General features: G+C 68.6%; 30 protein-coding genes. 13 read left to right on the top strand and 17 right to left on the bottom strand.

The genetic code is table 11. The features are described 5' to 3' along the window. The first annotated feature begins 91 nt into the window (after nucleotides 1-91). Complete coding sequence (locus Q0V34_RS12520) at nucleotides 92-1,210, top strand: aromatic ring-hydroxylating dioxygenase subunit alpha (RefSeq protein ID WP_297512313.1); 1,119 nt, start codon at nucleotides 92-94, stop codon at nucleotides 1,208-1,210. Between the two features lie 151 nt (nucleotides 1,211-1,361). After that, nucleotides 1,362-1,874: a CPBP family glutamic-type intramembrane protease gene (locus Q0V34_RS12515; RefSeq protein WP_297512309.1), complete on the top strand. Its 513-nt coding sequence runs from the start codon at nucleotides 1,362-1,364 to the stop codon at nucleotides 1,872-1,874. 16 nt (nucleotides 1,875-1,890) lie between these two features. On the opposite strand, the gene Q0V34_RS12510 is transcribed toward Q0V34_RS12515, so the two are convergent. The 3 genes from Q0V34_RS12510 to Q0V34_RS12500 all read right to left on the bottom strand — a co-directional run bounded on the left by Q0V34_RS12510 (nucleotide 1,891) and on the right by Q0V34_RS12500 (nucleotide 3,866). Next, a complete protein-coding gene (locus Q0V34_RS12510; protein ID WP_297512307.1) occupies nucleotides 1,891-2,289 on the bottom strand; it encodes a DUF805 domain-containing protein in 399 nt (132 codons plus the stop codon). A gap of 177 nt (nucleotides 2,290-2,466) precedes the next feature. Continuing rightward, entirely contained in the window at nucleotides 2,467-3,033 is a 567-nt protein-coding gene (locus Q0V34_RS12505) for an SH3 domain-containing protein (RefSeq protein WP_297512303.1), read from the bottom strand. 206 nt (nucleotides 3,034-3,239) lie between these two features. Next, nucleotides 3,240-3,866, bottom strand: a complete 627-nt coding sequence (locus Q0V34_RS12500) for a glutathione S-transferase (protein ID WP_297512301.1) — start codon at nucleotides 3,864-3,866, stop codon at nucleotides 3,240-3,242. Nucleotides 3,867-3,970: 104 nt separating this feature from the next. On the opposite strand from Q0V34_RS12500, the gene Q0V34_RS12495 reads away from it, so the two are divergent. The 6 genes from Q0V34_RS12495 to Q0V34_RS12470 all read left to right on the top strand — a co-directional run bounded on the left by Q0V34_RS12495 (nucleotide 3,971) and on the right by Q0V34_RS12470 (nucleotide 10,068). Beyond that, nucleotides 3,971-5,665, top strand: a complete 1,695-nt coding sequence (locus tag Q0V34_RS12495) for an acyl-CoA dehydrogenase family protein (RefSeq protein ID WP_297512298.1) — start codon at nucleotides 3,971-3,973, stop codon at nucleotides 5,663-5,665. 154 nt (nucleotides 5,666-5,819) lie between these two features. Then, nucleotides 5,820-7,427 carry a serine hydrolase gene (locus Q0V34_RS12490; RefSeq protein ID WP_297512295.1) on the top strand — a complete coding sequence of 536 codons (1,608 nt, stop codon included), beginning with the start codon at nucleotides 5,820-5,822 and terminating at the stop codon, nucleotides 7,425-7,427. A gap of 139 nt (nucleotides 7,428-7,566) precedes the next feature. Further along, nucleotides 7,567-8,520, top strand: a complete 954-nt coding sequence (locus tag Q0V34_RS12485; protein ID WP_297512292.1) for a hypothetical protein — start codon at nucleotides 7,567-7,569, stop codon at nucleotides 8,518-8,520. Further along, nucleotides 8,520-8,810 carry a hypothetical protein gene (locus tag Q0V34_RS12480; protein WP_297512289.1) on the top strand — a complete coding sequence of 97 codons (291 nt, stop codon included), beginning with the start codon at nucleotides 8,520-8,522 and terminating at the stop codon, nucleotides 8,808-8,810. Before Q0V34_RS12485 ends, Q0V34_RS12480 begins: the two co-directional genes overlap by 1 nt. Nucleotides 8,811-8,897: 87 nt before the next feature. Next, nucleotides 8,898-9,479, top strand: a complete 582-nt coding sequence (locus Q0V34_RS12475; protein ID WP_297512286.1) for a DUF1579 domain-containing protein — start codon at nucleotides 8,898-8,900, stop codon at nucleotides 9,477-9,479. 76 nt (nucleotides 9,480-9,555) lie between these two features. Then, nucleotides 9,556-10,068 (top strand): hypothetical protein, encoded by a 513-nt coding sequence (locus Q0V34_RS12470; RefSeq protein ID WP_297512284.1) that lies wholly within the window; start codon nucleotides 9,556-9,558, stop codon nucleotides 10,066-10,068. Between the two features lie 7 nt (nucleotides 10,069-10,075). On the opposite strand, the gene Q0V34_RS12465 is transcribed toward Q0V34_RS12470, so the two are convergent. Genes Q0V34_RS12465 through ychF form a run of 3 tightly spaced genes read right to left on the bottom strand, consistent with a single transcriptional unit; the run spans nucleotide 10,076 to nucleotide 12,586 of the window. Beyond that, nucleotides 10,076-10,753: a dienelactone hydrolase family protein gene (locus tag Q0V34_RS12465; protein ID WP_297512282.1), complete on the bottom strand. Its 678-nt coding sequence runs from the start codon at nucleotides 10,751-10,753 to the stop codon at nucleotides 10,076-10,078. After that, entirely contained in the window at nucleotides 10,753-11,427 is a 675-nt protein-coding gene (locus tag Q0V34_RS12460) for a dienelactone hydrolase family protein (protein ID WP_297512280.1), read from the bottom strand. Before Q0V34_RS12460 ends, Q0V34_RS12465 begins: the two co-directional genes overlap by 1 nt. A gap of 58 nt (nucleotides 11,428-11,485) precedes the next feature. Beyond that, complete coding sequence (gene ychF, locus Q0V34_RS12455; protein WP_297512278.1) at nucleotides 11,486-12,586, bottom strand: redox-regulated ATPase YchF; 1,101 nt, start codon at nucleotides 12,584-12,586, stop codon at nucleotides 11,486-11,488. Nucleotides 12,587-12,705: 119 nt separating this feature from the next. Here ychF and Q0V34_RS12450 point away from each other — a divergent pair, with 119 nt between their 5' ends. After that, nucleotides 12,706-13,536 carry a pirin family protein gene (locus Q0V34_RS12450; RefSeq protein WP_297512276.1) on the top strand — a complete coding sequence of 277 codons (831 nt, stop codon included), beginning with the start codon at nucleotides 12,706-12,708 and terminating at the stop codon, nucleotides 13,534-13,536. A gap of 45 nt (nucleotides 13,537-13,581) precedes the next feature. Here the strand turns inward: Q0V34_RS12450 and Q0V34_RS12445 are convergent, their stop codons facing one another. The 7 genes from Q0V34_RS12445 to Q0V34_RS12415 are packed head-to-tail and all read right to left on the bottom strand — an operon-like array spanning nucleotide 13,582 to nucleotide 18,428. Next, entirely contained in the window at nucleotides 13,582-13,992 is a 411-nt protein-coding gene (locus Q0V34_RS12445) for a PIN domain-containing protein (RefSeq protein WP_297512273.1), read from the bottom strand. Beyond that, on the bottom strand, nucleotides 13,992-14,213 hold the full coding sequence (vapB, locus tag Q0V34_RS12440) for a type II toxin-antitoxin system VapB family antitoxin (protein WP_297512270.1): 222 nt from the start codon (nucleotides 14,211-14,213) through the stop codon (nucleotides 13,992-13,994). The genes Q0V34_RS12445 and vapB overlap by 1 nt, the downstream gene beginning before the upstream one ends. A gap of 59 nt (nucleotides 14,214-14,272) precedes the next feature. After that, complete coding sequence (locus tag Q0V34_RS12435; protein ID WP_297512267.1) at nucleotides 14,273-15,199, bottom strand: glycosyltransferase family 2 protein; 927 nt, start codon at nucleotides 15,197-15,199, stop codon at nucleotides 14,273-14,275. Beyond that, nucleotides 15,199-17,193, bottom strand: a complete 1,995-nt coding sequence (gene thrS / locus Q0V34_RS12430; RefSeq protein ID WP_297512264.1) for a threonine--tRNA ligase — start codon at nucleotides 17,191-17,193, stop codon at nucleotides 15,199-15,201. The genes Q0V34_RS12435 and thrS overlap by 1 nt, the downstream gene beginning before the upstream one ends. Next, nucleotides 17,190-17,444 carry a membrane protein insertion efficiency factor YidD gene (gene yidD / locus Q0V34_RS12425; protein WP_297512261.1) on the bottom strand — a complete coding sequence of 85 codons (255 nt, stop codon included), beginning with the start codon at nucleotides 17,442-17,444 and terminating at the stop codon, nucleotides 17,190-17,192. The genes thrS and yidD overlap by 4 nt, the downstream gene beginning before the upstream one ends. Nucleotides 17,445-17,496: 52 nt before the next feature. After that, a complete protein-coding gene (locus Q0V34_RS12420; protein WP_297512258.1) occupies nucleotides 17,497-17,958 on the bottom strand; it encodes an iron-sulfur cluster assembly scaffold protein in 462 nt (153 codons plus the stop codon). Nucleotides 17,959-17,966: 8 nt separating this feature from the next. Next, entirely contained in the window at nucleotides 17,967-18,428 is a 462-nt protein-coding gene (locus tag Q0V34_RS12415) for an SRPBCC domain-containing protein (RefSeq protein WP_297512255.1), read from the bottom strand. Between the two features lie 122 nt (nucleotides 18,429-18,550). Between Q0V34_RS12415 and Q0V34_RS12410 the strand changes: the two genes are divergently transcribed. Further along, nucleotides 18,551-18,844, top strand: coding sequence for a GIY-YIG nuclease family protein (locus Q0V34_RS12410; RefSeq protein ID WP_297512252.1), 294 nt, complete (start codon nucleotides 18,551-18,553; stop codon nucleotides 18,842-18,844). A gap of 141 nt (nucleotides 18,845-18,985) precedes the next feature. Here the strand turns inward: Q0V34_RS12410 and cysS are convergent, their stop codons facing one another. Beyond that, on the bottom strand, nucleotides 18,986-20,377 hold the full coding sequence (cysS, locus tag Q0V34_RS12405; protein ID WP_297512248.1) for a cysteine--tRNA ligase: 1,392 nt from the start codon (nucleotides 20,375-20,377) through the stop codon (nucleotides 18,986-18,988). Between the two features lie 215 nt (nucleotides 20,378-20,592). Here cysS and folE point away from each other — a divergent pair, with 215 nt between their 5' ends. Continuing rightward, nucleotides 20,593-21,243 carry a GTP cyclohydrolase I FolE gene (gene folE, locus Q0V34_RS12400; RefSeq protein WP_297512245.1) on the top strand — a complete coding sequence of 217 codons (651 nt, stop codon included), beginning with the start codon at nucleotides 20,593-20,595 and terminating at the stop codon, nucleotides 21,241-21,243. A gap of 89 nt (nucleotides 21,244-21,332) precedes the next feature. Here the strand turns inward: folE and Q0V34_RS12395 are convergent, their stop codons facing one another. Further along, entirely contained in the window at nucleotides 21,333-22,217 is an 885-nt protein-coding gene (locus Q0V34_RS12395; RefSeq protein ID WP_297512243.1) for a DUF817 domain-containing protein, read from the bottom strand. Nucleotides 22,218-22,278: 61 nt separating this feature from the next. On the opposite strand from Q0V34_RS12395, the gene hisI reads away from it, so the two are divergent. Then, nucleotides 22,279-22,677, top strand: a complete 399-nt coding sequence (hisI, locus tag Q0V34_RS12390) for a phosphoribosyl-AMP cyclohydrolase (protein ID WP_297512239.1) — start codon at nucleotides 22,279-22,281, stop codon at nucleotides 22,675-22,677. Here the strand turns inward: hisI and Q0V34_RS12385 are convergent. After that, entirely contained in the window at nucleotides 22,635-23,651 is a 1,017-nt protein-coding gene (locus Q0V34_RS12385) for an acyltransferase (protein ID WP_297512235.1), read from the bottom strand. The genes hisI and Q0V34_RS12385 overlap by 43 nt on opposite strands. A gap of 46 nt (nucleotides 23,652-23,697) precedes the next feature. Here Q0V34_RS12385 and Q0V34_RS12380 point away from each other — a divergent pair, with 46 nt between their 5' ends. Beyond that, nucleotides 23,698-24,324 carry a LysE family translocator gene (locus tag Q0V34_RS12380; RefSeq protein WP_297512233.1) on the top strand — a complete coding sequence of 209 codons (627 nt, stop codon included), beginning with the start codon at nucleotides 23,698-23,700 and terminating at the stop codon, nucleotides 24,322-24,324. On the opposite strand, the gene Q0V34_RS12375 is transcribed toward Q0V34_RS12380, so the two are convergent. Then, entirely contained in the window at nucleotides 24,321-26,024 is a 1,704-nt protein-coding gene (locus tag Q0V34_RS12375) for an alkaline phosphatase D family protein (protein ID WP_297512231.1), read from the bottom strand. The genes Q0V34_RS12380 and Q0V34_RS12375 overlap by 4 nt on opposite strands. Between the last annotated feature and the right edge of the window lie 41 nt (nucleotides 26,025-26,065).

Raw genomic sequence — 26,065 nt, 5'->3', positions numbered from 1 at the left:
CGTCGCTTTCCAAGCTGATGCACGGGTGTCGCCAAGGTCCGCGACATCGCACCTCAAGTCAAAGCGTAGGCCCAACCGCTAGAAGCACCGCATGCCCGCCGACGATGCTCCGCTCTTGAACGCCAAGCCCGCCGCCAAGCCATTCAGCGACAAGTTCGGCGAAGGCTTCGTCTGGGACGCCTGGTACGTGGCCGCCCTCGCGCCCGACCTGAAGCCGGGCAAGATGGAGAAGCGCGAATATCTGGGTGAGCCAGTGCTGCTGGGCCGCACGCGCGCGGGCGCGGTCTACGCCCTGCGCGACATCTGTCCGCACCGCGCCGCCGCCCTGTCGGCCGGCCGCGTGCGGCGCGAGGCCGACGGGAGCGACAGCGTCGAGTGCCCCTATCACGGCTGGCGCTTCGGGCCGGACGGCGCCTGCACGGCGATCCCGTCCCTGACCGGCGACAGCGACTTCGACATCTCCAAGGTCCGTGTACGTTGTTATCCGACCACGGAGCAACAGGGACTGGTCTGGATCTGGATGAGCGCCGACCCGCGCTTCGACGGCGAGCCGCCCGAGCCGCCGCCGACTATTCCGGGCGTCGTCGGCGGCAAGCCCAAGCTCGTCGATCACCTGGACTACGACATCCATATCGACCACGCGGTTCTCGGCCTGATCGATCCCGCCCACGGGCCTTACGTCCATCAGCAGTGGTGGTGGCGGACCACGTCCAGCCAGCACGAGAAGCAAAAGCGCTTCGTCCCCAGCGAGGCCGGCTTCACCATGGCGCGGCACGAGCCGTCGAAGAACTCCAAGGCCTACGCCATCCTGGGCGGCGAGCCGCTGACCGAGATCACCTTCCGCCTGCCGGGCCTGCGCTGGGAGCACGTGACGGTCGGGGACAAGCAGGTGCTGGCGCTGTCGGCCATGACCCCGATCAACGCCGGCCGCACGCGGATGAACCAGATCATGTGGTCGGATCACTGGGCCTTCACGGCCCTCTATCCGATCATCCGGATCGCGGCCCGCGCCTTCCTGCGCCAGGACGGCAAGGTGGTCGAATGCCAGACCCCCGGCCTGCGGCAGAACCCGCCGCTGATGTGGGTCGGCGACGCCGACCAGCAGGCCCGCTGGTACCACCAGTGCAAACGCGAATGGAATTTGAGCCGGAGAGAGGGGCGGCCGTTCGTCAATCCGGTGAAGGACCAGACGCTGCGGTGGCGGACGTAAAACCTCCACCCGTTCTCCCCGGCGAATGCCGGGGTCCAGATCGAACCCGCTAGACCTCGCGGCTCTATGAAGGCGGGAAGCGCGATCACCCTGGCCTCTCGGGATGAAACTGGGCCCCGCCATTCGCCGGGGAAATCGGGGATAACAGGCCGTGATCCGTCTCTACCGCGCCCGCCTGATCGCCAGCCTCCGCACCCTGCCCTCTCCGCGCGGCTGGCTTTTCTGTCTCGCGGTCTCCGCCACGACCCTGGCGCTGATGCTGCTGATCGGCTTCGTCAGCGGCCTCTATCATCTCACCCCGACCCAGCCCGGCCTGGCCCCGCGCCTGCTGGTCGTGTTCTTCATCCCGGCCCTGGGCGAGGAGTTGCCGTTCCGAGGCCTCCTGACCCCGGGTCCCGAGTCGACCGCGAGACCCCGCGTCGAGATCGCGGTCTCCACCGCCCTCTATACGCTCTGGCACGTGGTCGAGGGCGTGACCTTCCTGAAGTCGGCCGCCAAGGTCTTCCTGCGCCCGGACTTCCTGCTGTGCTGCGCGGTGCTGGGCCTGGGCTGCGCGGTGATGAGGCGGCGCACCGGCTCGCTCTGGCCCGCCGTGCTGCTGCACTGGGCGCTGGTGGTGGTCTGGCAGACCTGGCTGGGCGGGATCAGCGCCCTGGCGGCTTAAGGACGCGAGACGGCGCCTATGCCTCGGCCGTATAGAAGGTCTTGGTCGCCGGACCGTACTTGTTGGCGCCTTCCGCGCTGTCCTCGATCATCAGGAAATAGAACGGGATCAGATTGACGAAGGGAATCCAGGTCAGGAGCCAGATCCAGCCCGATTTTCCCGTGTCATGCGCGCGCCGGAACGTCATCGCCATATGATCAACGACGCAAACCGCGCCCAAGGGCAAGGTCAACAGGACGATGACGCCGGCCAGGATCCCGCCGGCGCCCGGTGTGTCGCCCCTGGATAAGGCCGCGCCGAAGCCGAGCAGTACGAGGACGCCAAAGCCCACGCCGACCCAAGCGGCGAAATTCGCCCACCAGTGCGATCGGCGGGAACGACCCTTGAAATCGAAATTCAGGAACCAAGGCGTCATTCTATCCCCGCGCGACTTAACCAACGACTTATCGCCCACCTTGCAACAACGGTCGGGGGCGTCAATCCCTCGATCCCGCCCACGAAAAAGCCCGCCCGGCCAAGGGGGACCGGACGGGCTCTCTTCAGGACGCGGCCAGAGGGACGGAGCGGACGCGCCCCGAAACTCTAACCGTCCTTAGGCGCGGTAGACGTAGGCGGTGGACACGTAGCCGACGCCGACGCCGTCCTGGCCGACCAGGATCCACTTGCCGTCGCCGGTGCGGCCCAGGGCCTGGAACGTCGCGCCCGACTCCAGGGCGCCCAGGCGCGGGGCGCGCGGCGAGGCGGCGGCGCGCAGGTTCAGGGTCGAGCGGGCGACGTACTTGCCCTGGGTCTCGATCAGCGGCGCGGCCTGGACGCTGGTCGCGTAGCGGACGCCGCCGGCCTTGTAGATCCCGCCCACGGCCTGGGCCGCGTCCTCGCGTTGCAGGCCGCAGCCGATGGCCGAGCCGGCGCCGGCGCCGATCACCGCGCCGATGGCGGTGCCGGTCCCGCGATCGTTCTTGGCCAGGTTCGAGCCGGCCACCGCGCCGAGCAGGCCGCCCAGCACCGCGCCGACCTCCTGCTTGGAGCCCGAGGCCTTGCAGCCCAGGATGCCGGCATTGGCTTGCGGCGCGGCGGCCAGCGACAGCGCGGTGGCGGCGGCGCCCAGGGTCAGGGTGATCGTCTTGATCTTGCCGATGGTGGTTTGAGCGATCGTCATGGTGGTCTTCCTTCGTCCCTTTTCGGTTTCGCCGGGGTCGGCGACCCCGTGAGACGCACCATGGCAGGGCCAAGCTGAACGGTTGCGCGGACCGATTCAGCAGATTTCGTTCATGTTGAGATTTTTCGCGGCGCCGCGTTCCGGCGCCGCCAATCCCTCCCCCTTCGATGGGGGAAGGGAGGAATTCGCGAGCGCGAAGGACTATGTCACGCCCCCAGCGCGTACGGCCCGCCCTTGTCCAGCGCCGCCGTCCAGGCCGGGCGGGCGTGCATGCGACCGATCCAGGCGGCCATGTGCGGATAGTCGGCCAGCTTGCCCATCGCCTTGGCGACCTCGGGCACGAAGCTCATCTGGATGTCGGCCCCGGTCAGGGCCTCGCCGACGAAGAACGCGCGGCCGGCCAGGCTGTCGTTGACGAACGACAGGTGGTTGTCGATCTCGGACTGGATGCGCGGGTGCAGCGGCGCGCCGGCCTCGCCCAGGCGGCCGACATACATGTTGAGCATCAGCGGCAGCATGGCCGAGCCCTCGGCATAGTGCAGCCACTGCTGATAGCGGTCGTAGTCGGCGCTGGCCGGATCGGGCGCCAGACGGCCGCCGCCGTGGCGACGGATCACATAGTCGATGATCGCGCCGGACTCGATGACCACCCGGTCGCCGTCCTGGATCACCGGCGACTTGCCCAGCGGATGCACGGCCGTCAGCGACGGCGGCGCCAGGCGGGTCTTGGGATCGCGCGTGTGCGGGACGATCTCGTAGGGCAGCGACAGCTCCTCCAGCAGCCACAGGATCCGCTGCGAGCGCGACTCGTTGAGGTGGTGGACCTTCAGCATCTCTCTCCCCGATTTCCCACATTATGTTGCGGTGCGGCATTGCTCGCAGGTGCGAAAGGAGCCACAGTGAAAGAAAACAACTGTTTGGGCGCGGGGAGCAAGCCATGACCGACACGGTCGCCGAGAAGACGAACGAGACTCTGATCCTGCCGGGCTTGACCGGCCTGCTGCGCGAGGCCGCCGACGCGGCCGGGCTGTTCGTGGCCGAGGCCAAGCCGGCCGTGCTGGCCCACATCGCGCCCGACGGCGGCAAGGTCGACCGCAAGCTGGCCGACGTGCACCAGCACCGCGTCCACGGCTATGGCTGGTATGCCTCCTATGCCGAGCTGATGAACCAGGTCGCCGGCTGGGCCGAGCGGCTGGAGGCCGAGGGCCGGTTCGGCGAGATCGAGGCCCTGCTGGCCCAGCTCCTGTTCTCCGAATACTGCGCCCAGCTGGTCGGCGGCGTGCCGATGAATCAGGGCGAGATCGTCCGCCCCGCGCATCTGGTCGAGGACCGCGCGGTGCTGAACCGCCTCTATTCCAACGGCCTGATGAAGCTGATGGTCGAGGGTGGAACCCAGGCCGTGAAGGCCAGGATCGCCCAGCGCCTGGCCGAGGCGCGCGGTCGCCCGACCCTGGAGCAGACCGGGCTCGACGAAACCTTCGAGATGATCCGCGACCAGTTCCACGCCTTCGCCGAGGAAAAGGTCACGCCCCATGCCCACGAATGGCACCTGAAGGACGAGCTGATCCCGCTGGAGCTCGTCCAGGAACTGGGCGAGCTGGGCGTCTTCGGCCTGACCATCCCCGAGGAATTCGGCGGCAGCGGCATGGGCAAGACCGCCATGTGCGTGGTCTCCGAGGAGCTGTCGCGCGCCTGGATCGGCGTCGGCTCGCTGGCCACCCGCTCGGAGATCGCCGGCGAGCTGATCCTGACCGGCGGCACCGAGGCCCAGAAGGAATACTGGCTGCCCAAGATCGCCAGCGCCGAGATCCTGCCCACCGCCGTCTTCACCGAGCCGAACACCGGCAGCGACCTTGGCGCCTTGCGCACCCGGGCCGAGCTGAAGGGCGACCACTATGCGGTGACCGGGAACAAGACCTGGATCACCCACGCCGCCCGCGCCGACGTGATGACTCTCCTGGTCCGCACCGACCCGGCCACCTCCGACTATCGCGGTCTTTCGATGCTGCTGGCGCCGAAGCCGCGCGGCACGGACGAGGCCCCCTTCCCCGCCGAGGGCATGAGCGGGGGCGAGATCGGCGTCATCGGCTATCGCGGCATGAAGGAGTATGAGCTCGGCTTCGACGGCTTCACCGTGCCCGCCGAGAACCTGCTGGGCGGCGTCCCCGGCCAGGGCTTCAAGCAGCTGATGGCCACGTTCGAGAGCGCCCGCATCCAGACCGCCGCCCGCGCGGTGGGCGTGGCCCAGGCCGCGCTGGAGGTCGGCCTCTCCTACGCGCTCGATCGCAAGCAGTTCGGCCAGCCGATCTTCGACTTCCCCCGCGTGCACAACAAGCTGGCCATGATGGCCGCCGAGATCATGGGCGTGCGGCAGCTGACCTATTTCGCCGCCCGCCAGAAGGACGAGGGCAAGCGCTGCGATCTCGAGGCCGGCATGGCCAAGCTGATCGCGGCCCGCGTCGCCTGGGCCGCCGCCGACAACGCCCTGCAGATCCACGGCGGCAACGGCTTCGCCATGGAATACGCCGCCAGCCGCCTGCTGGCCGACGCGCGGATCCTCAACATCTTCGAGGGCGCCGGCGAGATCCAGGCGCAGGTGATCGCCCGGCGGCTGCTGGACGGCGGGAATTAAAGAGACCCTCTCCCAAAGGGAGAGGGCGGGGCCCACGCCGAAGGCGTGGGAGAGTGAGGGGTCTTACGGCCGGCGGTTTACCCCCTCACCTCCCATTGCTACGCAATGGGTTCCTCCTCTCCCAGGGGAGAGGATTCTTATTAGGGGACCCGCCATGCTGACCACCACCCGTCGCACCGCCCTCCTCTCGGCCTTCGCGGCCAGCAGTCTGGCGGCGTTCGGCGACAGGGCCCTCGCCCAGGAGACCGGCGCGGTCGGCGCCGCGGTCGACAAGCTGGCCCAAGACGTCATGGCCGCCTTCCCCGATCAGCCTGGCCTGGGCGTCGCGGTGGTCGAGAACGGCAAGGTCACCCTGGCCAAGGGGTACGGCGTCAAGACGCTCGGAACCCAGGACCGCTGCGACGAGAACACCGTCTTCGGCATCGCCTCGAACACCAAGGCCATGACCGCCGCCCTGATCGGGATGCTGGTCGAGGAGGGCAAGCTGGCCTGGGACGATCCGGTCACCAAGCACCTGCCGGCCTTCCAGATGAGCGACCCGGTGGTCACCAAGCTGATGACCGTGCGCGACCTCCTGGTCCACCGCAGCGGCCTGACCCTGGGGGCCGGCGACCTGATGATCTGGCCGGCGCCGACCCATACCCGCGCCGAGATCGTGGCGGGGCTCAAGTACCTGCCGATCGGCGGTCAGTTCCGGGGCGGCTATGCCTATGACAACGTGCTCTATGTCGCCGCCGGCGCGGTGATCGAGGCGGTGACCGGCCAGAAGTGGGAAGAGGTGATCACCGCGCGAATCTTCCAGCCGCTGGGCATGACCAGCACGGTCCCCAGCCCCGCCCTGGTCGACCGCGCCCGCCGCGCCGCGCCGCACGCGCGCCTGGGCCCGCCCGTCCGGGGCCTGGGCCGCCAGACCGTCCTGCCGTTCGACGCCAGCTTCGACGCGGCCGGGCCGGCCGGCGGGACCAACTCCACGCCCAAGGACATCGCCCGCTGGATGCTGGTGCAGCTGGGCCTGGGCATGACGCCCGAGGGCAAGCGGCTGTGGAGCGAGGCTACCGCCCGCGAGCTGTGGAAGCCGCAGACGATCACCTCCTCGTCGGAAGGGCCGACCGCCGAGAACCCCGTGCGCCCGTCGCTGCAGGCCTATGCGCTGGGCTGGTTCGTCCAGGACCATCGCGGCGAGCGCCTCTTGTGGCACACCGGCGGCCTGGCCGGCTTCATCTCCTATACGGGCCTGCTGCCCGGTCGGAAGTCGGGGATCATGGTGATGACCAACGCCGAGGAGAACCCGGTGCTGCGCACGATGCGCTACGGCGGCCCCGATCGGTTGCAAGGCCGGAGCGACTTCGACTGGATCGCCTCGTCCAAGCGCGTCCAGGCCGAGAACGACGCCCAGACCCTGAAGGACGCGGCCAAGGCCGTGACGCCCTCGTCCGGCGCCAAGCCCAGCCTGCCGCTGGCCGCCTATGCCGGCGTCTATCGCGATCCCTGGTACGGCACGGTGACCATCACGGTGACCGGCAAGGGCAAGGCCCAGGGCCTGCGGGTGTCGTTCGACAAGACCCCGCTGCTGCGCGGCAAGCTGGAGGCGTTCGACGGCGAGACCTTCAAGACGGTCTTCGAGGATCGCACCCAGGAGGACGCCTTCTTCACCTTCGACCTGAAGGACGGCAAGGTGGCCTCGGCCCTGGTCAAGGCGGTCTCGCCCCTGGCCGACTTCAGCTACGACTACCAGGACCTGCGCCTGACCAAGGTCGGCTGAGGCGCGAGACCGGCTCCACGCGCTAAACGTCGGGCGGGAAGAGGGGTCAAATACGCCTTCCGATTGCACGACGTCCCGTTTCGTGCAAGCTTGGCTTGGGCGCGCCTTGATCGCTGTCGGCGCGCCTGCAGGAGGGGCGATGAGCATCTGGGCGTGGCGGAAGGGTCCGGTCTTGGCGCTGCGCGCCATGATGCTGGTGGGCGCGCTGGCCGCCCTGACCGGGTGCGCGGCGATCAGAGGGGCGGCCAAGCCCGTGTCGCCGGTCGACACGCGCCTGGCCCTGATCAAGACGTATCCGGAAGACCAGGTCTATCGCGCCTTCTACAAGCTGTCCGACGCCTGCGATGCCGGCGAGACGGCCTGTCGCGGCGGTCTCGGGCGCACCGACTATCGCGACATGATCGTGGCGCTGTATCTCAGCGCCGCCGACGCCCGCTACGAGGAGTTTCGCCTGTCCCTGTCGCGCGAGGCCAAGGGAACCGCCTTCGGCGGAAACCTGGCGGTGCTGATCATGAATGGCGCGGCCGTGGTGTCCGGCAACGAGGCCCGACGGGCGCTGGCCGCGGGCTCCGCCGTCGTGTCCGGCGGCCAGGCGGCGGTCAGCAAGGATCTCTTCGTCGAGAAGACCCTGCCGGCGGTCCTGGCGTCGATGGACGCCAATCGCTCGACCGCCCGCGCGGCGATCATCACCAAGCTCAGGCTGGGCGCCGACGAGTACACGCTGCCGGAGGCGATTTCCGACGTCCGCGCCCTGGAAGGTCAGGCGCGGCTGGACGAGGCGGTCCAGACCCTGACCACGACGGCCGCGGCCGACGCCGCCGCCAAGAAGAAGGTCCTGGACGCGGCCTATATGGTCAAGCTGCAAGGGCCGTTGGCGGCCCGCAAGCAGGCGCTGCTGCTGGACCTGCAAGCCCTGGACGACGAGAAATTGGGTCAGGCCGCCCAGGCGCTGGGCGCGCCCACCGCCGCCGGTCGCGCCGAACAGACCGCCAGGATCCGCGTCTGGTTCAACGCCAATGTCCAGAGCGACGCCGCCTTCGACCAGGCCGTGGCCAGAGTGAAATCCCTGACCGGCAAGGAGGCGTATCACTGATGAGCGACCACACCATCGCCGCGGAGCCGAACCTCGACCTCCTCGAGTTGAATCAATGGGTCAAGGAGCAGGAGATGACCCTGGGTCCGATCACCGCGATCGGGCTCGACGACGGCCGGACGGCGGCGAGCTTCAACGTCTATGGCGATCTGGTCACCAGCCATTGGGCCAAGATCGTCTTGCGAGTCGGCGACGAATGTCCGCTCGAAGCGGGCTGGACCTTAATCTGCAAGGGCGAGGCCTATGTCAGCGGCGCGGCCACGCCCGTCTGCGTCATGCGGCCCGGTTAGGCCCGTCGAGACCTATTGACGATAAGAACTTTGCTACGCAAAGTTCCCCGGGCCGTCGGGGGGAGACGGCGCTGGGAGACACATCGCATGAACCGTTCGTTCCTCGCCGTCGGCGTCGCCGCCGCCGTCCTGACCGCGTCCGCCGGGGCGGCCCTGGCCCAGGTCCCGGCCGATCCCGCGCCGCGCATCGCCGCCCAGGCCGAGGCCATGAAGAAGCTGTCGATGATGGACGGCGAATGGCGCGGTTCGGCCTGGACCCTGACGCCCGTCGGCCGGCGCGAAGTCACCCAGACCGAGCGCATCGGTCCGCTGCTGGGCGGCGCGATCAAGGTGCTGGAGGGCCACGGCTACAATCCCGACGGCTCGACGGGTTTCAACGCCTTCGGGGTGATCTCGTTCGAGCCCTCGACCGGCGCCTACAGCCTGCACTCCTACGCCATGGGCCAGGCGGGCGACTTCAAGCTGACGCCCGCCGCCGACGGCTATGTCTGGGAGATCCCGGCCGGCCCGATGACCATCCGCTACACCGCCGTGATCAAGAACGGCGCCTGGCGCGAGATCGGCGAACGGGTCGTTCCGGGCCAGGCGCCGATGCAGTTCTTCGAGATGAACCTGAAGCGTCTCGGCGACAGCGCCTGGCCGGCGGCGGGAGCGATCCCGCCGAAGTGAGCCCGCCCGACCGGCAACGTTCGCGCGCGCGGATCGTTAGGTCCGCGTCCTTCTTGCCCAAGATGGAGGCGTTCGGATGAAGCCTTTCGTGGTCCTCGGCATCATCGCCGCTCTGACCGGCGCGCGCGCCGAAGCCGCCCCCCTGGACGGCAAGCTGAAGGCGTTTCTCCAGACCTATGTGAGAAGCGCCTCGGCCGATGACTCCGTCAGGGTGTCGGTCGCCGCGCTCGATCTGCGGGGCGACGGAACCAGCGAGCGCCTGGTCTATCTCCAAGGCCGCGACTGGTGCGGCTCGGGCGGCTGCCCGCTGCTGGTGCTCGCCCCCGCCGGGACGTCGTTCAGGCTGGTGTCGAAGACCACGGTCGTCCAGCCGCCGGTCCGTGTCCTGTCCACGCGCACGAACGGCTGGCGCGACCTCGGCGTCACCGTGGCCGGCGGCGGCGTCAAGCGGGCCTATGTCGCGCGACTGCCGTTCGACGGCGCCGGCTATGCGCCGAACCCCAGCACGCCCCCCGCCGTTCGGCTCAAGGGCTCGCCGGGGGTGGTCGTGATTTCCGCGCGGAGCCCGCGGGAGCGGCTCTTCCCGTAACGGCCCCTCAGGCCTCGCCCTTGGCACCGCCCGACCGCTGGAACAGCTGCAGCGTGCGCAGCAGGGCCAGACGCGCGCTGTCGGGATGGTGGCCGCTGGGCGCCACGAAGGCGTGGCCGGCGTCATAGAGGTAGATCGGCAGCTCCGGATGCGCGTCGCGGATCGCTTCGACGTCGTTCATCGGGATCAGGGCGTCGGTCTTGCCGAAGTGCAGGATGGTGGCGACGCGCGGCGTCTCTTCCCGATAAGCGACGATGTCGCCGCCATAGAAGGCCGAGACCGCCGTCAGCCCCTGGCAGCGGCAGGCCGCCAGCCACGCCGTCGTGCCGCCATAGCAGAAGCCCATGGCGAACACCGGGCCCTCCAGCGCATCGACGCAGGCCTGGACGCGCGGCAGCGTCGTCGCGCCCCAGCCGGTCAGCTTGCCCATCGCCATGCGGTCGTCGAGGATCGCCGGCGTCAGGTTCTCGGCCGGAAACTCCGCGTCGGCGGCGTCCATCAGGCTGGGCGCGATCACCTCATAGCCCTGCTCGGCCAGGCTGTCGGCGAGCTCACGGATGTGCGGCGTCACGCCCCAGATCGCGTGCAGCATGACGACGCCGCCGCGCCGGGCTTCCTGGGCGGGCGCGTGATAGGCGGCGAACGGCGCGCCGTCCCGGCCTGCCAGGGCGATCCGTTCGCCCATCAGAGCCGGCTCGTGAACAGCTCGACCGTCCGCTGGCGGGCCAGCTCGGCGTCGGCGAGGTCGCTGTCGGGCCGGCCGTCATTGTTGAAGCCGTGGCCGCTGTTTTCGTAGATATAGACCGGCACGTCGGGGTGGGCGGCCTCGACGGCGGCCTTGACCTCGTCGGCGGGGATGTAGGCGTCCTTGCGACCCAGATGCACGATCACCGGACAGGTCAGGGCGAACTTGGCCATGCCGCCTACCTGGCTTCCATAGTAGCTGGACGCGCCTGACAGCCCCTCGCAACGGGAAGCGGCCAGCCAGGCCATGGTCCCGCCGTAGCAGTATCCGACGATAAACACCGGCCCGCGCGGCTTCAGGAAATCGATGCAGGCCTGGATGTCGCCCATGGCGTTGTCCGGGCCGTTGCCCAGCGCCAGCTCGCGACCACGCGCGAAGCCGGCCTCGTCATGCTGGGCGACGAAGCCCTTCTGGCCGCGGTCGAACATCGACGGCGCCAGCACCTCGAAGCCCTTGGCCGCCCAGCGCGCCACGTCCGCCTGGACATACTCGTCGAGGCCGAAGATCTCCTGGATCACGATCACCCCGCCCTTGCGCTCGCCTTCGGGCTGGGCGTGCAGGGCGTCGAAGGCGAAGCCGTCATGGGCGGCGGTCAGGGTGATCATCTCGGGCATGGGCGCTCTCCCTAAAAGCGAACGGCCGGGCGTTCCCGCCCGGCCGCTGATGTTCTTTTTAGACGTTGAACCGGAAGTGCATCACGTCGCCGTCCTTGACGACGTAGTCCTTGCCTTCCGAGCGCATCTTGCCGGCCTCCTTGGCCCCGCCCTCGCCGTTCAGGGCGACATAGTCGTCGAAGGCGATGGTCTCGGCCCGGATGAAGCCCTTCTCGAAGTCGGTGTGGATCACGCCGGCCGCCTGCGGGGCGGTGTCGCCCACATGGATCGTCCAGGCGCGGGCCTCCTTGGGGCCGACCGTGAAATAGGTCTGCAAGCCCAAGAGCTTATAGGCCTCGCGGATCAGGCGGTTGAGGCCGGGTTCGGCCAGGCCCAGGGTCTCCAGGAACTCGGCGCGCTCTTCCTCGTCCAGCAGGGCGATCTCGCTCTCGATCTGGGCCGAGATCACCACGCTTTTCGCGTTGTCGCGCGCGGCGCGCTCGGCCACGAGGTCCGAATACTTGTTGCCCTTGTCGGCGCTGGCTTCCTCGACATTGCAGACATAGAGGGCCGGCAGCGAGGTCAGGAGCTGCAGCATGGCCCAGGCCTTGGCGTCTTCCTTGTCGATCTTGGCGGCGCGGGCCGGGCGGCCGGCGCGCAGCTGCTCCAGCGCCAGATTGATCAGGCGCAGGGTCTGGACCATGTCCTTGTCGCCGCCGCTCTTGGCGCGCTTCTCGACATTGGGCAGGCGCTTTTCCAGGCTTTCCAGGTCGGCCAGCATCAGCTCCATCTCGATGATCTCGAGATCGGCGATCGGGTCGATGCGGCCCTCGACGTGGGTGATGTCGCTGTCCTCGAAGCAGCGGGCGACGAAGGCCACGGCGTCGCAGTCGCGGATATTGGCCAGGAACTGGTTGCCCAGGCCCTCGCCCTTGGACGCGCCGCGCACCAGGCCGGCGATGTCGACGAAGTTGATCCGCGAGGGGATGATTTCCTTGGAGCCGGCGATCTTGGCCAGGGCGTTCAGGCGCGGCTCGGGCACGGCGACGTCGCCGGTGTTGGGCTCGATCGTGCAGAACGGATAGTTGGCCGCCTGGGCCGACGCCGTCTGGGTCAGGGCGTTGAACAGGGTGGACTTGCCGACGTTGGGCAGGCCGACGATGGCGACTTTCAGGGCCATGGAACTCTCGTGAATTTCGTTGGGCGGGCGCTTAGCACGGATGGGGCGGAAAGGCGAACCACGCCCCTTGCGCAAACCGCAACCAGTGCTGATATCGATCCGCGAAAAGGAGCCCGCCGATGAGCGTTCGACCCGTGCTGAAGATCGTCAAGGGCGTGCCCGCCTCGGACGGCGACGGCGTGCGCCTGACCCGCATGCTGGGCACGCCGCAGGCCCAGATGTTCGACCCGTTCCTGATGCTGGACTGCTTCGACAACGACAAGGCGTCCGACTATATGGGCGGCTTTCCCGACCACCCGCATCGCGGCTTCGAGACCGTGACCTACATGCTGGAAGGCCGGATGCGTCACAAGGACAACACCGGCCGCGAGGGCGTGATCGGGCCGGGCGGGATCCAGTGGATGCGGGCCGGCAAGGGCATCGTCCACTCCGAGATGCCGGAGCAGGCCGAGGGCCGTATGCGCGGCTTCCAGCTGTGGGTGAACCTGCCCGCCCGGCTGAAGATGAGCGCGCCCGGCTATCAGGAATTCGAGGCCGACAGCATCCCGGTCGAGGCGCGCGACGGCGGCGTCTCGGTCAAGGTGATCTCCGGCGCGACCGACGCGGGAACCGCCGGACCGATCGGCGGCGGGGCGGTCGACGCCCTCTATTTCGATGTCGTGCTGCCGGCCGGAACCGTCTTCGAGGAGCCGGTCGGCGACGACCGCAACGCCATGCTGGCGGTCTATGAAGGCCAGGTCCGGGTGGCGCACGACACGGTCGACGCCCTGTCGGGGGTGTTCCTGGGGACCGGCGACACGGTCCGCGTCGAGGCGGTCACCGACGCCCGCGTCCTGCTGTTGGCCGGCCGTCCGATCGGCGAGCCGGTGTTCTGGCACGGCCCGTTCGTGATGACCTCGCGCGAGGAGATCGTCCAGGCGTTCGAGGACTTCCAGCGCGGGCGGTTCTGAGGCCGGCGGCTCAGGCGGTTCGATCTTCGAGCCGCCGCCGGGGGTTCAACTCGAAGGCGCCTCCCAGTCCTCGCACAGCAGGCCATCGACCCGCTTGAATTCGGCGAGATTGCCCGTCACCACGATCAGCCCCCTCGAGCGCGCATGCCCCGCGATCAGGATGTCGTAGCCGCCGATCGACTGGCTGGCGCGCTCCAGCGTGGCGCGGATGTCGGCGGCGTGATCGGCGGCGGCGGCGTCGAACGGCAGCACCTCCAGCCGAGCGGCGAAACGCTCGACCTCTCGCCGGTTGTGATCGGGTCGCGCCGACTTCGCCGCGCCGTGCAGCAGCTCGGTCAGCACGATGGTGGAAAGACAGAGCGACTCGGCGCGAGCGTTGAAGAGCTCTCTGAGGCCCGGGGGTCGGTCGCGCAGCACGCGGATACAGAGATTGGTGTCGAGCAGATAGGCCGGCACTAGAAGGCTTCGCGCTCTTGCGCGGCGGGTTGATCGCGCGGCCCGAGGTCAATGCCCGGCGCGGCGAAGAAGTCGTCCCAGACCGCGTCCGCCGGCACGATGACGCGCCGAGCGCCCTCGCGCAGGACGACGACCGACTTCACGCCGTCCGGAAAGGCGACATCCTTGGGCAGGCGAACGGCCTGGGTGCGGTTGGATTGGAAAAGCGTGGTTTTCGTCATCGCCGCCTCTGGATATACGAGATGTATATCCCATCGGCGAGCGTCACGCCACAGGCGCTCTAGATCGGCCGCCCGGTCAGGCGCCACAGCAGCGGACGGCACACCGACATCAGCATGATGGCCGGGGCCAGCAGCACGGCGGCGGCGAACAGCTGGAACGAGTCGGCGCGCTTGATGAAATAGCGGGTCAGGCCGACGCCCTTGTGGAACTCGACCTTGACCGGGTGCTCCAGGCTGGTGTGGCCCAGATGCACGACCTCGGCCCGGGGCTGGAACAGCACCTGGCCGCCCGCGCGGCGGGCCCGCCAGCACAGATCGATGTCCTCGACGTGCAGGAAATAGCCTTCGTCGAAGCCGCCCAGCGCCTCGAAATCGCGCCGGCGCAGCGCAAAGCAGGCGCCCGAGATCGTCGGCATCGGCGCCGGCTCGGACGGCAGCGGCTCGTTCTCGCGATGGATCTCGAAATTGGCCAGCTTGGGATAGCGGCGGGTCAGCTGGCCGAAGCTGAGCACGGTGCTCATCGGCGTGACCTCGCCGCGACGACCGCCGCGCTGCTCGGTGCCGTCGATGTTCAGCACCCGCGCCCCGACCACGGTCGGCGTGGGCTGGCCCTTGAACGCCTTGACCAGGGCCGCGACGCAGCCGGGCTGCAGGTTGGCGTCGGGGTTCAGGAAGACGATATATTCGCCGCCGGCCGTCTGGGCCCCCAGATTGGCGCCGCGCGCGAAGCCGATATTGCCGTGGCCCTGCTTGAGCACCACCCGCGGCTCGGTGAGCGCCAGCGACCGCAGCATGTCCTCGTCGCGGGCGTTCGAGCCGTTGTCGACGATGACGAACTCGTCGACCAGCGGCTCGGCCAGCACGTGCCGGATGCTCTGGGTCAGCGCCTCTCCCGTCCGATAGACGACCATGACCACGGACACGTTCGGACGAGCCGGACGCGCGCCCACGGCAAGGGTCGAGACGGACGGGAGGATGCTGTTCATCAGACGGTCGCGGCCTCCCCGACGGGCTCCTTCGCGGCCGGCCGGGCCAGCCCCTGGAGACGGGCGAGATCCGGCGGCGTCGCATCGGCCTTCAGCACGCGGAGCGCTTCTTCCAGCGACAGCACGCTTTGGCCCTCGCCGCCGAGACGACGCAGGGCCAGTTGGCCGGTTTCGGCTTCCTTGCGTCCGACCACGGCGATCACGGGAACCTTGGCGAGACTGTGCTCGCGGATCTTGTAATTGATCTTCTCATTACGCAGATCCACCTCCGCGCGCATTCCCAAGCTCGTCAGCTTCTCGACGACCTCACGGGCGTAATCATCGGCGTCGGACGTGATGGTGGCCACGACCACCTGAGTCGGCGCCAGCCAGACCGGCAGCGCCCCCGCGAAATTTTCCAACAGGATGCCGATGAAACGCTCGAAGGACCCCAAGATCGCCCGGTGAAGCATCACCGGACGCTTCTTCGAACCGTCCTCCGAAACGTATTCGGCGTCCAGTCGTTCCGGCAAGACGAAGTCGAGTTGCAGCGTGCCGCATTGCCAGACGCGGCCGATGGCGTCCTTCAACGAGAATTCCAGCTTGGGGCCGTAGAAGGCGCCCTCGCCCGGCTGATCGACGAGGCGTTCGCCGGCGGCTTCGGCGGCCGTGGCCAGGGCGTGCTCGGCCTTGTCCCAGATCTCGTCCGTGCCGGCGCGAAGCTCCGGCCGGGTCGAGAACTTCACGTCGTGAAGCGTCATGCCCAGGTCGTTATAGACGCTGCGCAACAATTCGATGAACCGCGCGCTCTCCTCGGTGACCTGCTCCTCGCGGCAGAAGATGTGGGCGTCGTCCTGGGTGAAGGCGCGCACCCGCATGATGCCGTGCATGGCGCCGGACGGCTCGTAGCGGTGGCAGGCGCCGAACTCGGCCATGCGCAGCGGCAGTTCGCGATAGCTCTTCTGGCCGACGTTGAAGATCTGGATGTGACCGGGGCAGTTCATCGGCTTGACCGCCAGGACCTCGCCCTCGGCGCTCTCGCACATGAACATGGCGTGGCCGAACTTCTCGGCGTGGCCCGACTTTTCCCACAGGCTCTTGTCGAGGATCTGCGGCGTCTTGACCTCGCGATAGCCGGCCGCGTCGAGCCGGCGGCGCATGTAGTCCTCGAGCACCCGATAGAGCGCCCAGCCCTTGGGGTGCCAGAACACCATGCCCTTGCCCTCTTCCTGGATGTGGAAGAGGTCCATGGCCTTGCCCAGCTTGCGGTGGTCGCGGCGCTCGGCTTCCTCGATGCGCTTCAGATAGGCCTCGAGATCGGCCTCGGACGCCCACGCGGTGCCGTAGATGCGCTGCAGCTGGGCGTTGTTCTGGTCGCCGCGCCAATAGGCCCCGGCCAGCTTGGTCAGCTTGAAGGCCTTGCCGACGTGCTTGGTCGACGGCAGGTGCGGCCCGCGGCACAGGTCCTTCCAGTTCCCCTGGCGATAGACCGTGATCGTGTCCGTCGGCGGCAGATCACGGATGATCTGGGCTTTGTACTGCTCGCCGATGCCGTCGAAGTGGGCGATGGCCTCGTCGCGGTCCCAGACCTCGCGCGTGATCTTCTCGTCGCGGTCGACGATCTCCTTCATGCGCTTTTCGATCTTTTCCAGATCGTCCAGGCTGAACGGCTCGTCGCGCGCGAAGTCGTAGTAGAAGCCGTCCTCGACGTTCGGGCCGATCGTCACCTGGGTGCCGGGGAACAGCTCCTGCACCGCCTCGGCCAGCACGTGGGCGGTGTCGTGGCGGATGGTGTCCAGCGCCTCGGGCGCCTCGCGCGTCAGGATCTCGAACTTGCGATCGCCGGTCAGCAGGTCGGGCGTCAGGGGCCGATCCAGATCCAGCAGCTGGCCGTCCAGCTTGATCAGCAGCGCCTTCTTCTCCAGCGACTTGGAGATGGCGGCGGCGACGTCGCGACCCGTCGAGCCGTCCGGGTACTGACGGGCAGAGCCGTCGGGAAAAACCAGATCGATCATTCTTCACACATCCACTTGCGTGGCTGAGGTCGCGGAGGCGGCGGGTCGTAGCCCGATCCACCCAACGGATTGCAGCGGCAAATCCGTCGCAACGCCAACCAGGAACCCTTGAGCGGGCCATGATCCTTGAGGGCGGCCGCCGCGTACTCCGAACAGCTCGGCGCGAAACGGCACTGCCGCCCGATGAGGGGCGAAAGCGTCAACTTGTAGGCTCGAAGGCCCAGGTCGACGGTGCGGTCGTAGAAGGTCATGCCGGCGCGCGAATTGTTGCGATGCTGTTACACACCCCGAAAGGGGTCGCGATCAAGCCGCGCCGGCGGTGCTAGTTCGCGTTTCGCCGACGCCTGTGGCCTTCCGGACAGCCTCGACCGTCGCATCGAACGCCAGCAGCGTCGAGGCGTGACGAGCGGGATAGTCCTTGACCGGCTCCAGCACGGCGAGCTCCGCAAACCGGCCCACGGGAGGCGAACCGTTCGCTTTCAGCATAGCGGCAAGAGAGTCGCGCGCCAACTCGATGTCGGCGAGGTCGGCCCCGATCACGTTCTGCCCGAGGATCGCCGCGGCGGCCTGGCCCAGGGCGCAGGCGGCGACGTCCTGCGCGTAGTCGACGACCTTGCCGTCCCGGACGGCGACGTCGACCGTGATCTTGCTGCCGCACAGCTTGGCGACCTTCTCGCTGCTGGCGTCGGGCGCGGCCAGGCGTCCGGCCCGCGGCATGTTGGCCACCAGCTTGAGGATCTTGGCGCTGTAGAGATCGTCGATCATCGCGAGCCTTAAGATGGGGTCTGGCGGCGCTCGGACCAGAGGCTTTCCGCCCGATCGCGCACGGCCTCGCCCATCCGGGTGAACGCCGCCTTCAGCGTCCGCCGCTCCTCGCGCGAGACGAAGCGCAGCAGAAGGCCCATGAACAGCTCGCCGTTCGAGAAGGTGGCGTTCTCGGGACCCATGTTCTCGATCTCGAGATAGCGGATCGCGGTGACGAACCCGCCCATCCGGCTCGAGCGCCAGTGCAGCTGCTCGTAGGGCACCCAGTCCTGGACGATCGGCGTGATCACGGTCGGCGGCCGGCCGGGCAGGTGCTGTTCCAGGCTCAGGGCCGTGCCGATCTTCAGCTGGCCCTCGGCCCGGCGGTAGAGCGGATTCCAGTGCGTCCAGGCGTCGAAGTCGGACACGACCTCCCAGACGATCTCGGCGGGGGCCTGGACCCCGATACGGTGCTCGACGGCGCGTTTCATGGGGTGGGGGTTTAGCACCCAGCGCTGGGACCCACCACCCAGGCCGATCGACCATGGAAAAACGACACGCCTAAGCCGCGCTCACGCTGTCCACAACCATATGTTCATGATACGTTCCGATCATGAACCGAATGTTCGCCGTCTACATCATGGCCAGCGGGCCCTATGGCACGCTGTACTGCGGCCACACGGACGACCTGCCGCGGCGAGCCTGGGAGCATCGCGAGAAGACCCGCAAGGGCTTCACCGCCAAATACGGGGTCGATCGTTTGGTCTGGTATGAGCTCGGCGAGACACGTGAGGGCGCGGTCCTGCGCGAGCGTCAGATCAAGAAATGGCGACGGGCCTGGAAGATCGCCTTGATCGAAGCGCTGAATCCGACCTGGGCCGATCTGTACGACACCCTGAACCGCTAATTCCCCCGACTTTCCCCGCGAAAGCGGGGACCCAAGCTGAATCGGCGGGGATGGTCGCGGTCAGCGCGGCTTTGCTGACAGCTCGCTTGGGTCCCCGCTTTCGCGGGGAAAGTCGGATGAGGGCGGGCTGGAGACGCGGCCTTAGTCCTTCATCCGCCAGGTCGCGCCCGACGGGCCGTCCATCACCACAACGCCCAGGGCGTCGAGTTCGGCGCGGATGGCGTCGGCGGCGGGCCAGTCCTTGGCGGCGCGGGCGGCGAGGCGTTTGGCCAGCAGGTCCTCGACCTGGGCCTTCAGCTCGTCCGACGCGTCGCCCTCGAACCAACTGTCCGGATCGGCCCGCAGGAAGCCCAGCAGGGCGCCGGCCTCCAGCAGGCGGGCCTTGTTGGCGGCGATGGCGACGGTGTCGCCGGCGGTGACGGCCTTCTCGATCAGGCTTGACACCTCGAAGAAGGCCGAGGTCGCCAGCGGCGTGTTCAGGTCGTCCATCAGGGCGGCGATCACCTCGGCCGGGGCCTCCATGGCCTGGTCGGGGGCGACGTCCTTGGCGCGGCGCAGGGCGCCGTACAGGCGGTCCAGCGACTTCTTGCTCTGCTCCAAGAGCTCGGGCGTCCAGTCCAGCGGCTGGCGGTAATGGGCCGACAGCAGCGCCCAGCGGATCACCTCGCCCGGCACGGTCTTCAGGAGCTCGTGCGGGATGATGACATTGCCCAGGCTCTTGGACATCTTCTCCCCGCCCATGTCGAGGAAGCCGTTGTGCATCCAGTAGTTGGCCAGCACCGGCGTCCCATGAGCGCAGCGGCTCTGGGCCACCTCGTTTTCGTGGTGCGGGAAGGTCAGGTCGATGCCGCCGGCGTGGATGTCGATCGTGGTCCCCAGCGCCTTGTCGATCATGGCCGAGCACTCGATGTGCCAGCCGGGGCGGCCGGCGCCCCAGGGGCTGTCCCACTCGGGCTCGTTTTCCTTCGACGGCTTCCACAGCACGAAGTCGGCGGGGTGGCGCTTGTAGGGCGCGACCTCGACGCGGGCGCCGGCGATCATCTCGTCCAGCGGCCGGCCCGACAGCTGGCCGTAGTCGGGGAAGCTCTGGGTGTCGAACAGCACGTGACCCTCGGCGGCGTAGGCGCTGCCGTTGTCGACCAGCTTGCCGATCATCTCGACGATCGCGCCGATATGCTCGGTGGCCTTGGGCTCCAGGGTCGGCCGCAGCGCGCCCAGGGCGTCGGCGTCCTGGTGATAGGCGGCCAGATAGCGGTCGGTGACGACCTTGATGTCGACGCCCTCGTCGGCGGCCTTCTTGTTGATCTTGTCGTCGACGTCCGTGACGTTGCGGGCATAGACCACCGCGTCCTCGCCATAGAGGTGGCGCAGCACGCGATAGAGCACGTCGAACACCACGACGGGCCGGAAATTGCCGATGTGCGCGTGGTTATAGACCGTCGGCCCGCAGACATACATCGTCACCCGCTTCGGATCGGCGGGAACGAAGTCGCGCTTCTCGCGCGCCAGGGTGTCGTGGATCTTCAGGGTCATGGGGTCGTGGCGGCCTGACGTAGGGAGATGTTGCCCGATCGGCGGGCGGGCCCCATATATCGTTCAGATGCGGTCAGGGCCACGCCCAACACGACGTCCGGTCAAGATACGTCTGGTCGGACGGACGGACCGTATCCGTGAAACGGGTGGCACGCGTCATTCCAGGACGACAGGCGTCCTGGCGCAACTCAGCCCGTGGAAAGAACCCCGCCAACATGGACGCCCTGACCCGCGACCGAGCCCTGATCGGCTCCGACGACACCACCGGCCTCGACCTGGAACCCACCCAGCGCCCCTCGCGCGACGAGGCGCTGGCCGCCGTCCGCACCCTGCTGGCCTGGGCCGGCGACAATCCGGATCGAGAGGGTCTGCTGGATACGCCCAAGCGCGTGGTCGACGCGTTCGGCGAGTGGTTCTCGGGCTATCAGGGCGATCCGGCCAAGGAGCTGTCGCGCACCTTCGAGGACGTGCAGGGCTATGACGACATGGTCATGCTGCGCGGCATCGACGTGCAGAGCCACTGCGAGCACCACATGGCGCCGTTCCTGGGCAAGGCCTGGGTGGCGTACATGCCGACCGGCAAGGTCGTGGGCCTGTCGAAGCTCGCGCGCCTGGTCGAGATCTTCGCCAAGCGTCTCCAGACCCAGGAGACCATGACCATGCAGATCGCCGACGCCATCGAGGACCACCTGTCGGCCGCCGGCGTCGCCGTGCTGATCGACGCCGAGCACCAGTGCATGAGCACGCGCGGCGTCCACCACCACGACGTCTCGACCATCACCACCCAGTTCCGGGGCGTCTTCAAGACCGACAAGGTCCTGCAGCAGCGGTTCATGGACCTGGTGCGTCCTTCGAGGCGCGCTTAGAAGCGCGCACCTCAGGATGAGGAGGCTGTGCTCAACCCCTCATCCTGAGGCGCCCGCGCGGCGGGCCTCGAAGGACGCACTGCGCCCCTCTAAGCCGCCCGCCAGATTCCCTCGCGCAGCCGCGCCACGCAGGCGTCCACCGGCCGGTGCACCAGGGTCACCAGCACGAAGCTGATCAGCATCAACAGATACCAGGCGCCCATCTTCTCGATCGGCACCAGGCGCCACCCGTCCGCCTGGCTGGGATAGATCCAGGCCCCGGCGAAGGTGCCGAGGTTCTCGGCGAACCAGATGAACAGCGACACCAGCACCGCGCCCATCAGCATCGGCATCCGCCGCGCCGTCTGATCCGGCGTGAACACGAACCAGGTCCGGCCGAACAGGATCGCCGAGAGGGCGAACAGTCCCACCCGGAAGTCGATCATGTAGTGGTGGGTGAAGAAGTTGGCGTAGATGAGCACCGCCAGGATGTGGGTCGTCCAGAACGGCGGGTAGCGCTCGAAGGTGATGTCGAACAGACGCCAGATCCGCGCGATGTAGCTGCCGACGCAGGCGTACATGAAGCCGGTGAACAGCGGCACGCCGCCGATGCGCAGCAGGCTGGGCTCGGGATAGATCCACGAGCCGTGGGCGGTCTTGAACAGCTCCATCACCGTGCCGACGGCGTGGAACATGAAGATGACCAGCGCCTCGTCCCAGCGCTCCAGCTTCAGGGCCAGCAGCAGGGCCTGGATGGCGACCGAGGCGATGACGAGAAAGTCGTAGCGGGCCAGCGGCGCGTGGGCGGGCCAGAACAGGTGGGTGCCGACCAGCAGGGCCAGCATCAGGCCGCCGAACAGGCAGGCCCAGGCCTGCTTGAGGCCGAACAGCAGGAACTCGTAGGCATAGCCGTTCCACCGCGAGCGTCGCGCCCAAGGCCGGGCCCAGACGTCCAGAGCCGCGACGGCGGCCTTGATCCGGTCTTTCAGGTTCATCGCCTTCCCCAGAAGCGGCCGGAACCTAGCGCAGGCGACCCTTTCGCGCCATATGTGGCCCATGAGCACCGACCTGTTTCCGGAAGTCCACAGCAAGGCCGAGCTGGAGCGCGGGACGGCGCTCGCGCCGCGCTTCAACGGCGACGGCCTGGTCGTGGCGGTGGCCCAGCACGCCGACACCGGCGAGATCCTGATGCTGGCCTGGATGAACGACGAGGCCCTGAAGCTCACCATCGAGACAGGGATCGCCCACTATTTCAGCCGCTCGCGCGGAGAACTCTGGAAGAAGGGCGAGACCAGCGGCCAGTTGCAGGACGTGGCCGAGCTGCGGGTCGACTGCGATCAGGACGCGGTGCTGCTGAAGGTGCGCCCGCGCGGCGACGGCGGGGCCTGCCACGTGGGCTTCCGCTCGTGCTTCTACCGCGTGCTCGAGGACGGCAAGCTGGTCGAGAAGCCCTGAGGCTTGCGCGCCAGCAGGCTGGCGGCCCAGGGCTCGAACCACCGGTGCGCGGCCCAGGCGGCGACGAGCGCGGCGGGAATCGCCAGGGCGCCGAGGCCCCAGTGCGCCAGACCCAGCACGATCGGGATGTGCAGGGCGTAGAGGGCGTAGGACAGCCCCGCCAGGCGATCGAGCAGCGGGCGTAGGACGCCGACCTCGGCGCCGGCCGCGCTGGCGACCACCAGCGGGAACACCGCCAGGGCCGCGACGAGATCGAAGACCCCTCGGGCGAATTCGGGAACCGGCGGCGACAGGGTCAGAACCACCAGCGCGAGCAGCACGGCGATCGGCGCGTCCGGGACCTTGAACCTCTGGCGGGCCAGCAGCACGCCGGCGAAGAAGCCGAACACGACGCGCGGCGCGCCGGCCCACCCGTCCTGGGCGTAGGGCCCGAGCGAGCCCGTGCCGTGGCTCAGGACTAGGCCGGCATGCGCGACGCCGGCGACGAGGACGAGCCCGATCAGCCGCCGCGTCGTCAGCCACGGCGCGACCAGGGCATAGGCGAGGTTGGCCAGCAGCTCCCACATCAGCGACCACTGCGGCCCGTTCAGCGGGAAGACGTCGCGCCCGCCGGTGAACGGCGCGAAGACGAGGCCGAGCGCCAGCAGCAGCATGACCGAGACCGGGTCCTTGCCCTGGCCCAGACAGATCGCCGCGCCCAGCAACAGGCCCAGCAGCGCCATCGGATAGAGGCGCTTGAGGCGGCGGACCATGAACGCGCCGCCCTCGCCGGCCGTCAGCCGCTCATCATACGCCCGCGCCAGCACGAAGCCGCTGATCACGAAGAAGAGGTCGACCGCCAGATAGCCATGACCCAGCGCCACCGGAGGCCAGATCGCGGCGAGCGGCGCGACGGTTCGTGCATGATAGCCGAGCACCAGAAGCGCGGCGAGGCCTCGCAGGGCGTCCAGGCCGGGGATGCGGCTTGCGGTCATCCGACGAGAAAGCCATGGATTGGTTGAGAAACCCGGAAAGGCCGCGATGACAACCAGCCAGGCGCTGATCGCCTTCGCCTTCGCCGCCGGCCTGCTGACCCTGACGCCGGGCCTCGACACCGCGCTCGTTATCCGCACCGCCGCCGCCGAGGGACCGCGCCGGGCGGCAGGGGCGGCGCTCGGGATCGGTCTCGGCTGCCTGATCTGGGGCGCGGCGGCGGCGTTCGGAGCCGGCGCGCTGCTGACCGCTTCGGAAACGGCCTATGCGATCCTGAAGTGGGCGGGCGCGCTGTACCTGGCCTGTACGGGCCTTCGCATGATCGTAAAGCCGCGCGACCGGTTCGAGCCCGGCGAGATGCGCGCCGTCGACGCCGGTCCGATCGCGGCGCTGCGCCGGGGCCTGCTGACCAACCTGCTCAATCCCAAGGTCGGGATCTTTTACGTCTCGTTCCTGCCGCAGTTCATTCCGCCCGGCGTCGATCCGGGGCGCTTTGGCCTGCTGCTGGCCGGCATCCACGTGGCGGAGGGCCTGGCCTGGTTCGCCGTCCTGATCGCCGCCACCGTGCCGATCGCCGGCCTGCTGCGCGTGGGCGCGGTCGTGCGTTGGCTCGACCGCGTCACCGGCGGGGTCTTCGTGGCGTTCGGCCTGCGGCTGGCGCTGGAGCGGCGCTAGACTTCCTTCAGCGGCTCGACGCCGCCGGTCTTGGCCGGGGTGACGACGAAGCGCTTCAGGACGCTGGTGGTGTAGTCGGTGGCGTGGATCGTCGAGACGGCGATCAGTTCGCCGGTCGCCTTGCCGTGCTCCAGGGTCAGCAGCAGGAAGCCCTTGGCGGCGGGGTGGACGTACTTGACTTCCTTGTTGCGCTGCACGAAGGCCTCGCCGATCGGCGCGCCGGGGATGGCGTCGCCGTAGCCGGGCGAGGTCACCGACGTCGTGCCGAACTCGGCGGCCACCAGCGTGTCGCCGGCGTCGTTCCACAGCTCGTTGGCCCAGAACATGTGGCTGTCGCCCGACAGCACGATCGGCCGCGCCTTGGCGGCGGAGAAGATATCGTAGACCCGCTGGCGGTCGGCCGGATAGCCGTCCCAGGAGTCGAGGTTCGAGGGGATGTCATAGGCCGACATCGCCGCCGACTCCGCCACGCGCTTCTGGACATAGGCCGGCAGCTTGGCCATGGCGGCGGCGTAGGCCTGGTCGCCCATGGTCTTGCGCAGGTCGGCCGGCGCGACGCGGGCCATGACCACCTGGTTGCCCAGCACCTGCCAGGCGACGCCAGCCTTCATCGACTCGCCGACCGACTTGGCCAGCCACTGTTCCTGGCCCTCGCCCATCATCCGGCGCGAAGGATCCTTCCACTTGGCGATGAAGGCCGCCGCGTCGGGCTTGCCGTCGACGAAGGTCAGGTCGGTCTCGTAGCTCAGCTGATGAGTGCGGGCCGTCAGGCGGGTCTCGGTCATCAGCAGGGTGGCGACGTCGCCGAACTGGAAGCCGCGCCAGGCGGCCTCCGGCAGGGCGCCGGGGGCGGGCTCGCGGATCGGCATCCACTCGTAATAGGCCTTCAGAGCCGCGGCCTTGCGCGTGGCCCAGTCGCCCTCGGTGGCCGGCTGGTGGTTCTCGGCCCCGCCGGTCCAGCTGTCGTTGGCGGTTTCGTGGTCGTCCCACACGACGATCCAGGGCGCGCGGGCGTGGGCGGCCTGGGACGCGGGGTCGGTCTTGTAGAGCGCGTGGCGCTGGCGATAGTCGGCGAGACTCAGGATCTCGCGCGGGGGCTGGGGCGTGCGCAGCTTGGCGACCGGCGAGTTCATGCCGTAGTCGCCGGGCGCGGCGCCGTACTCATAGATGTAGTCGCCCAGATGCAGCACCGCGTCGACGCGCTTGAGCTTGGCGATCGCGTCGTAGGCGTTGAAATAGCCGTTCGGATAGAGGCTGCACGACACCACCGCCAAGACGGCGTCGGTGGTCGGGCCGACCGGCAAGGTCTTGGTGCGGCCGATCGGCGAGACCGCGTCGCCCGCCTTGAAGCGGTACCAGTATTCGGTCGCCGGCTTGAGGTCCGGGCCGGTCAGGTCGTGCTTGACGGTCCAGTCGCGGGCGGCCGGCGCGACCAGGCCCTTGGTCCGGCGCAGGATCGTCTTGAAGGCCGGATCCTTGGCCACTTCCAGCTCGACCGGGATGTCGGCCGTGGTCGCCTGCTTGGGCGTCACGCGGGTCCACAGGATCACCGCGTTCGGCCCGGGATCGCCGCTGGCCACGCCGTGCTCGAACGCCACGGGTCCGGCATAGGCGCCGGCGGGGGCGGCGACCGCCTCGCTGGCGGCGGCGGCGCCGGACACGCCCAGAAGACCCAGAAGCTTGCGGCGATCGATCGTCATGGCGCTCTCCCCGAACGGCTTTGGCGTACGAAACAGCAGGA

The organism is uncultured Caulobacter sp., assembly GCF_947036865.1.
Classification (GTDB): domain Bacteria; phylum Pseudomonadota; class Alphaproteobacteria; order Caulobacterales; family Caulobacteraceae; genus Caulobacter.
This window is presented reverse-complemented; position numbering and strand designations above follow the sequence as displayed.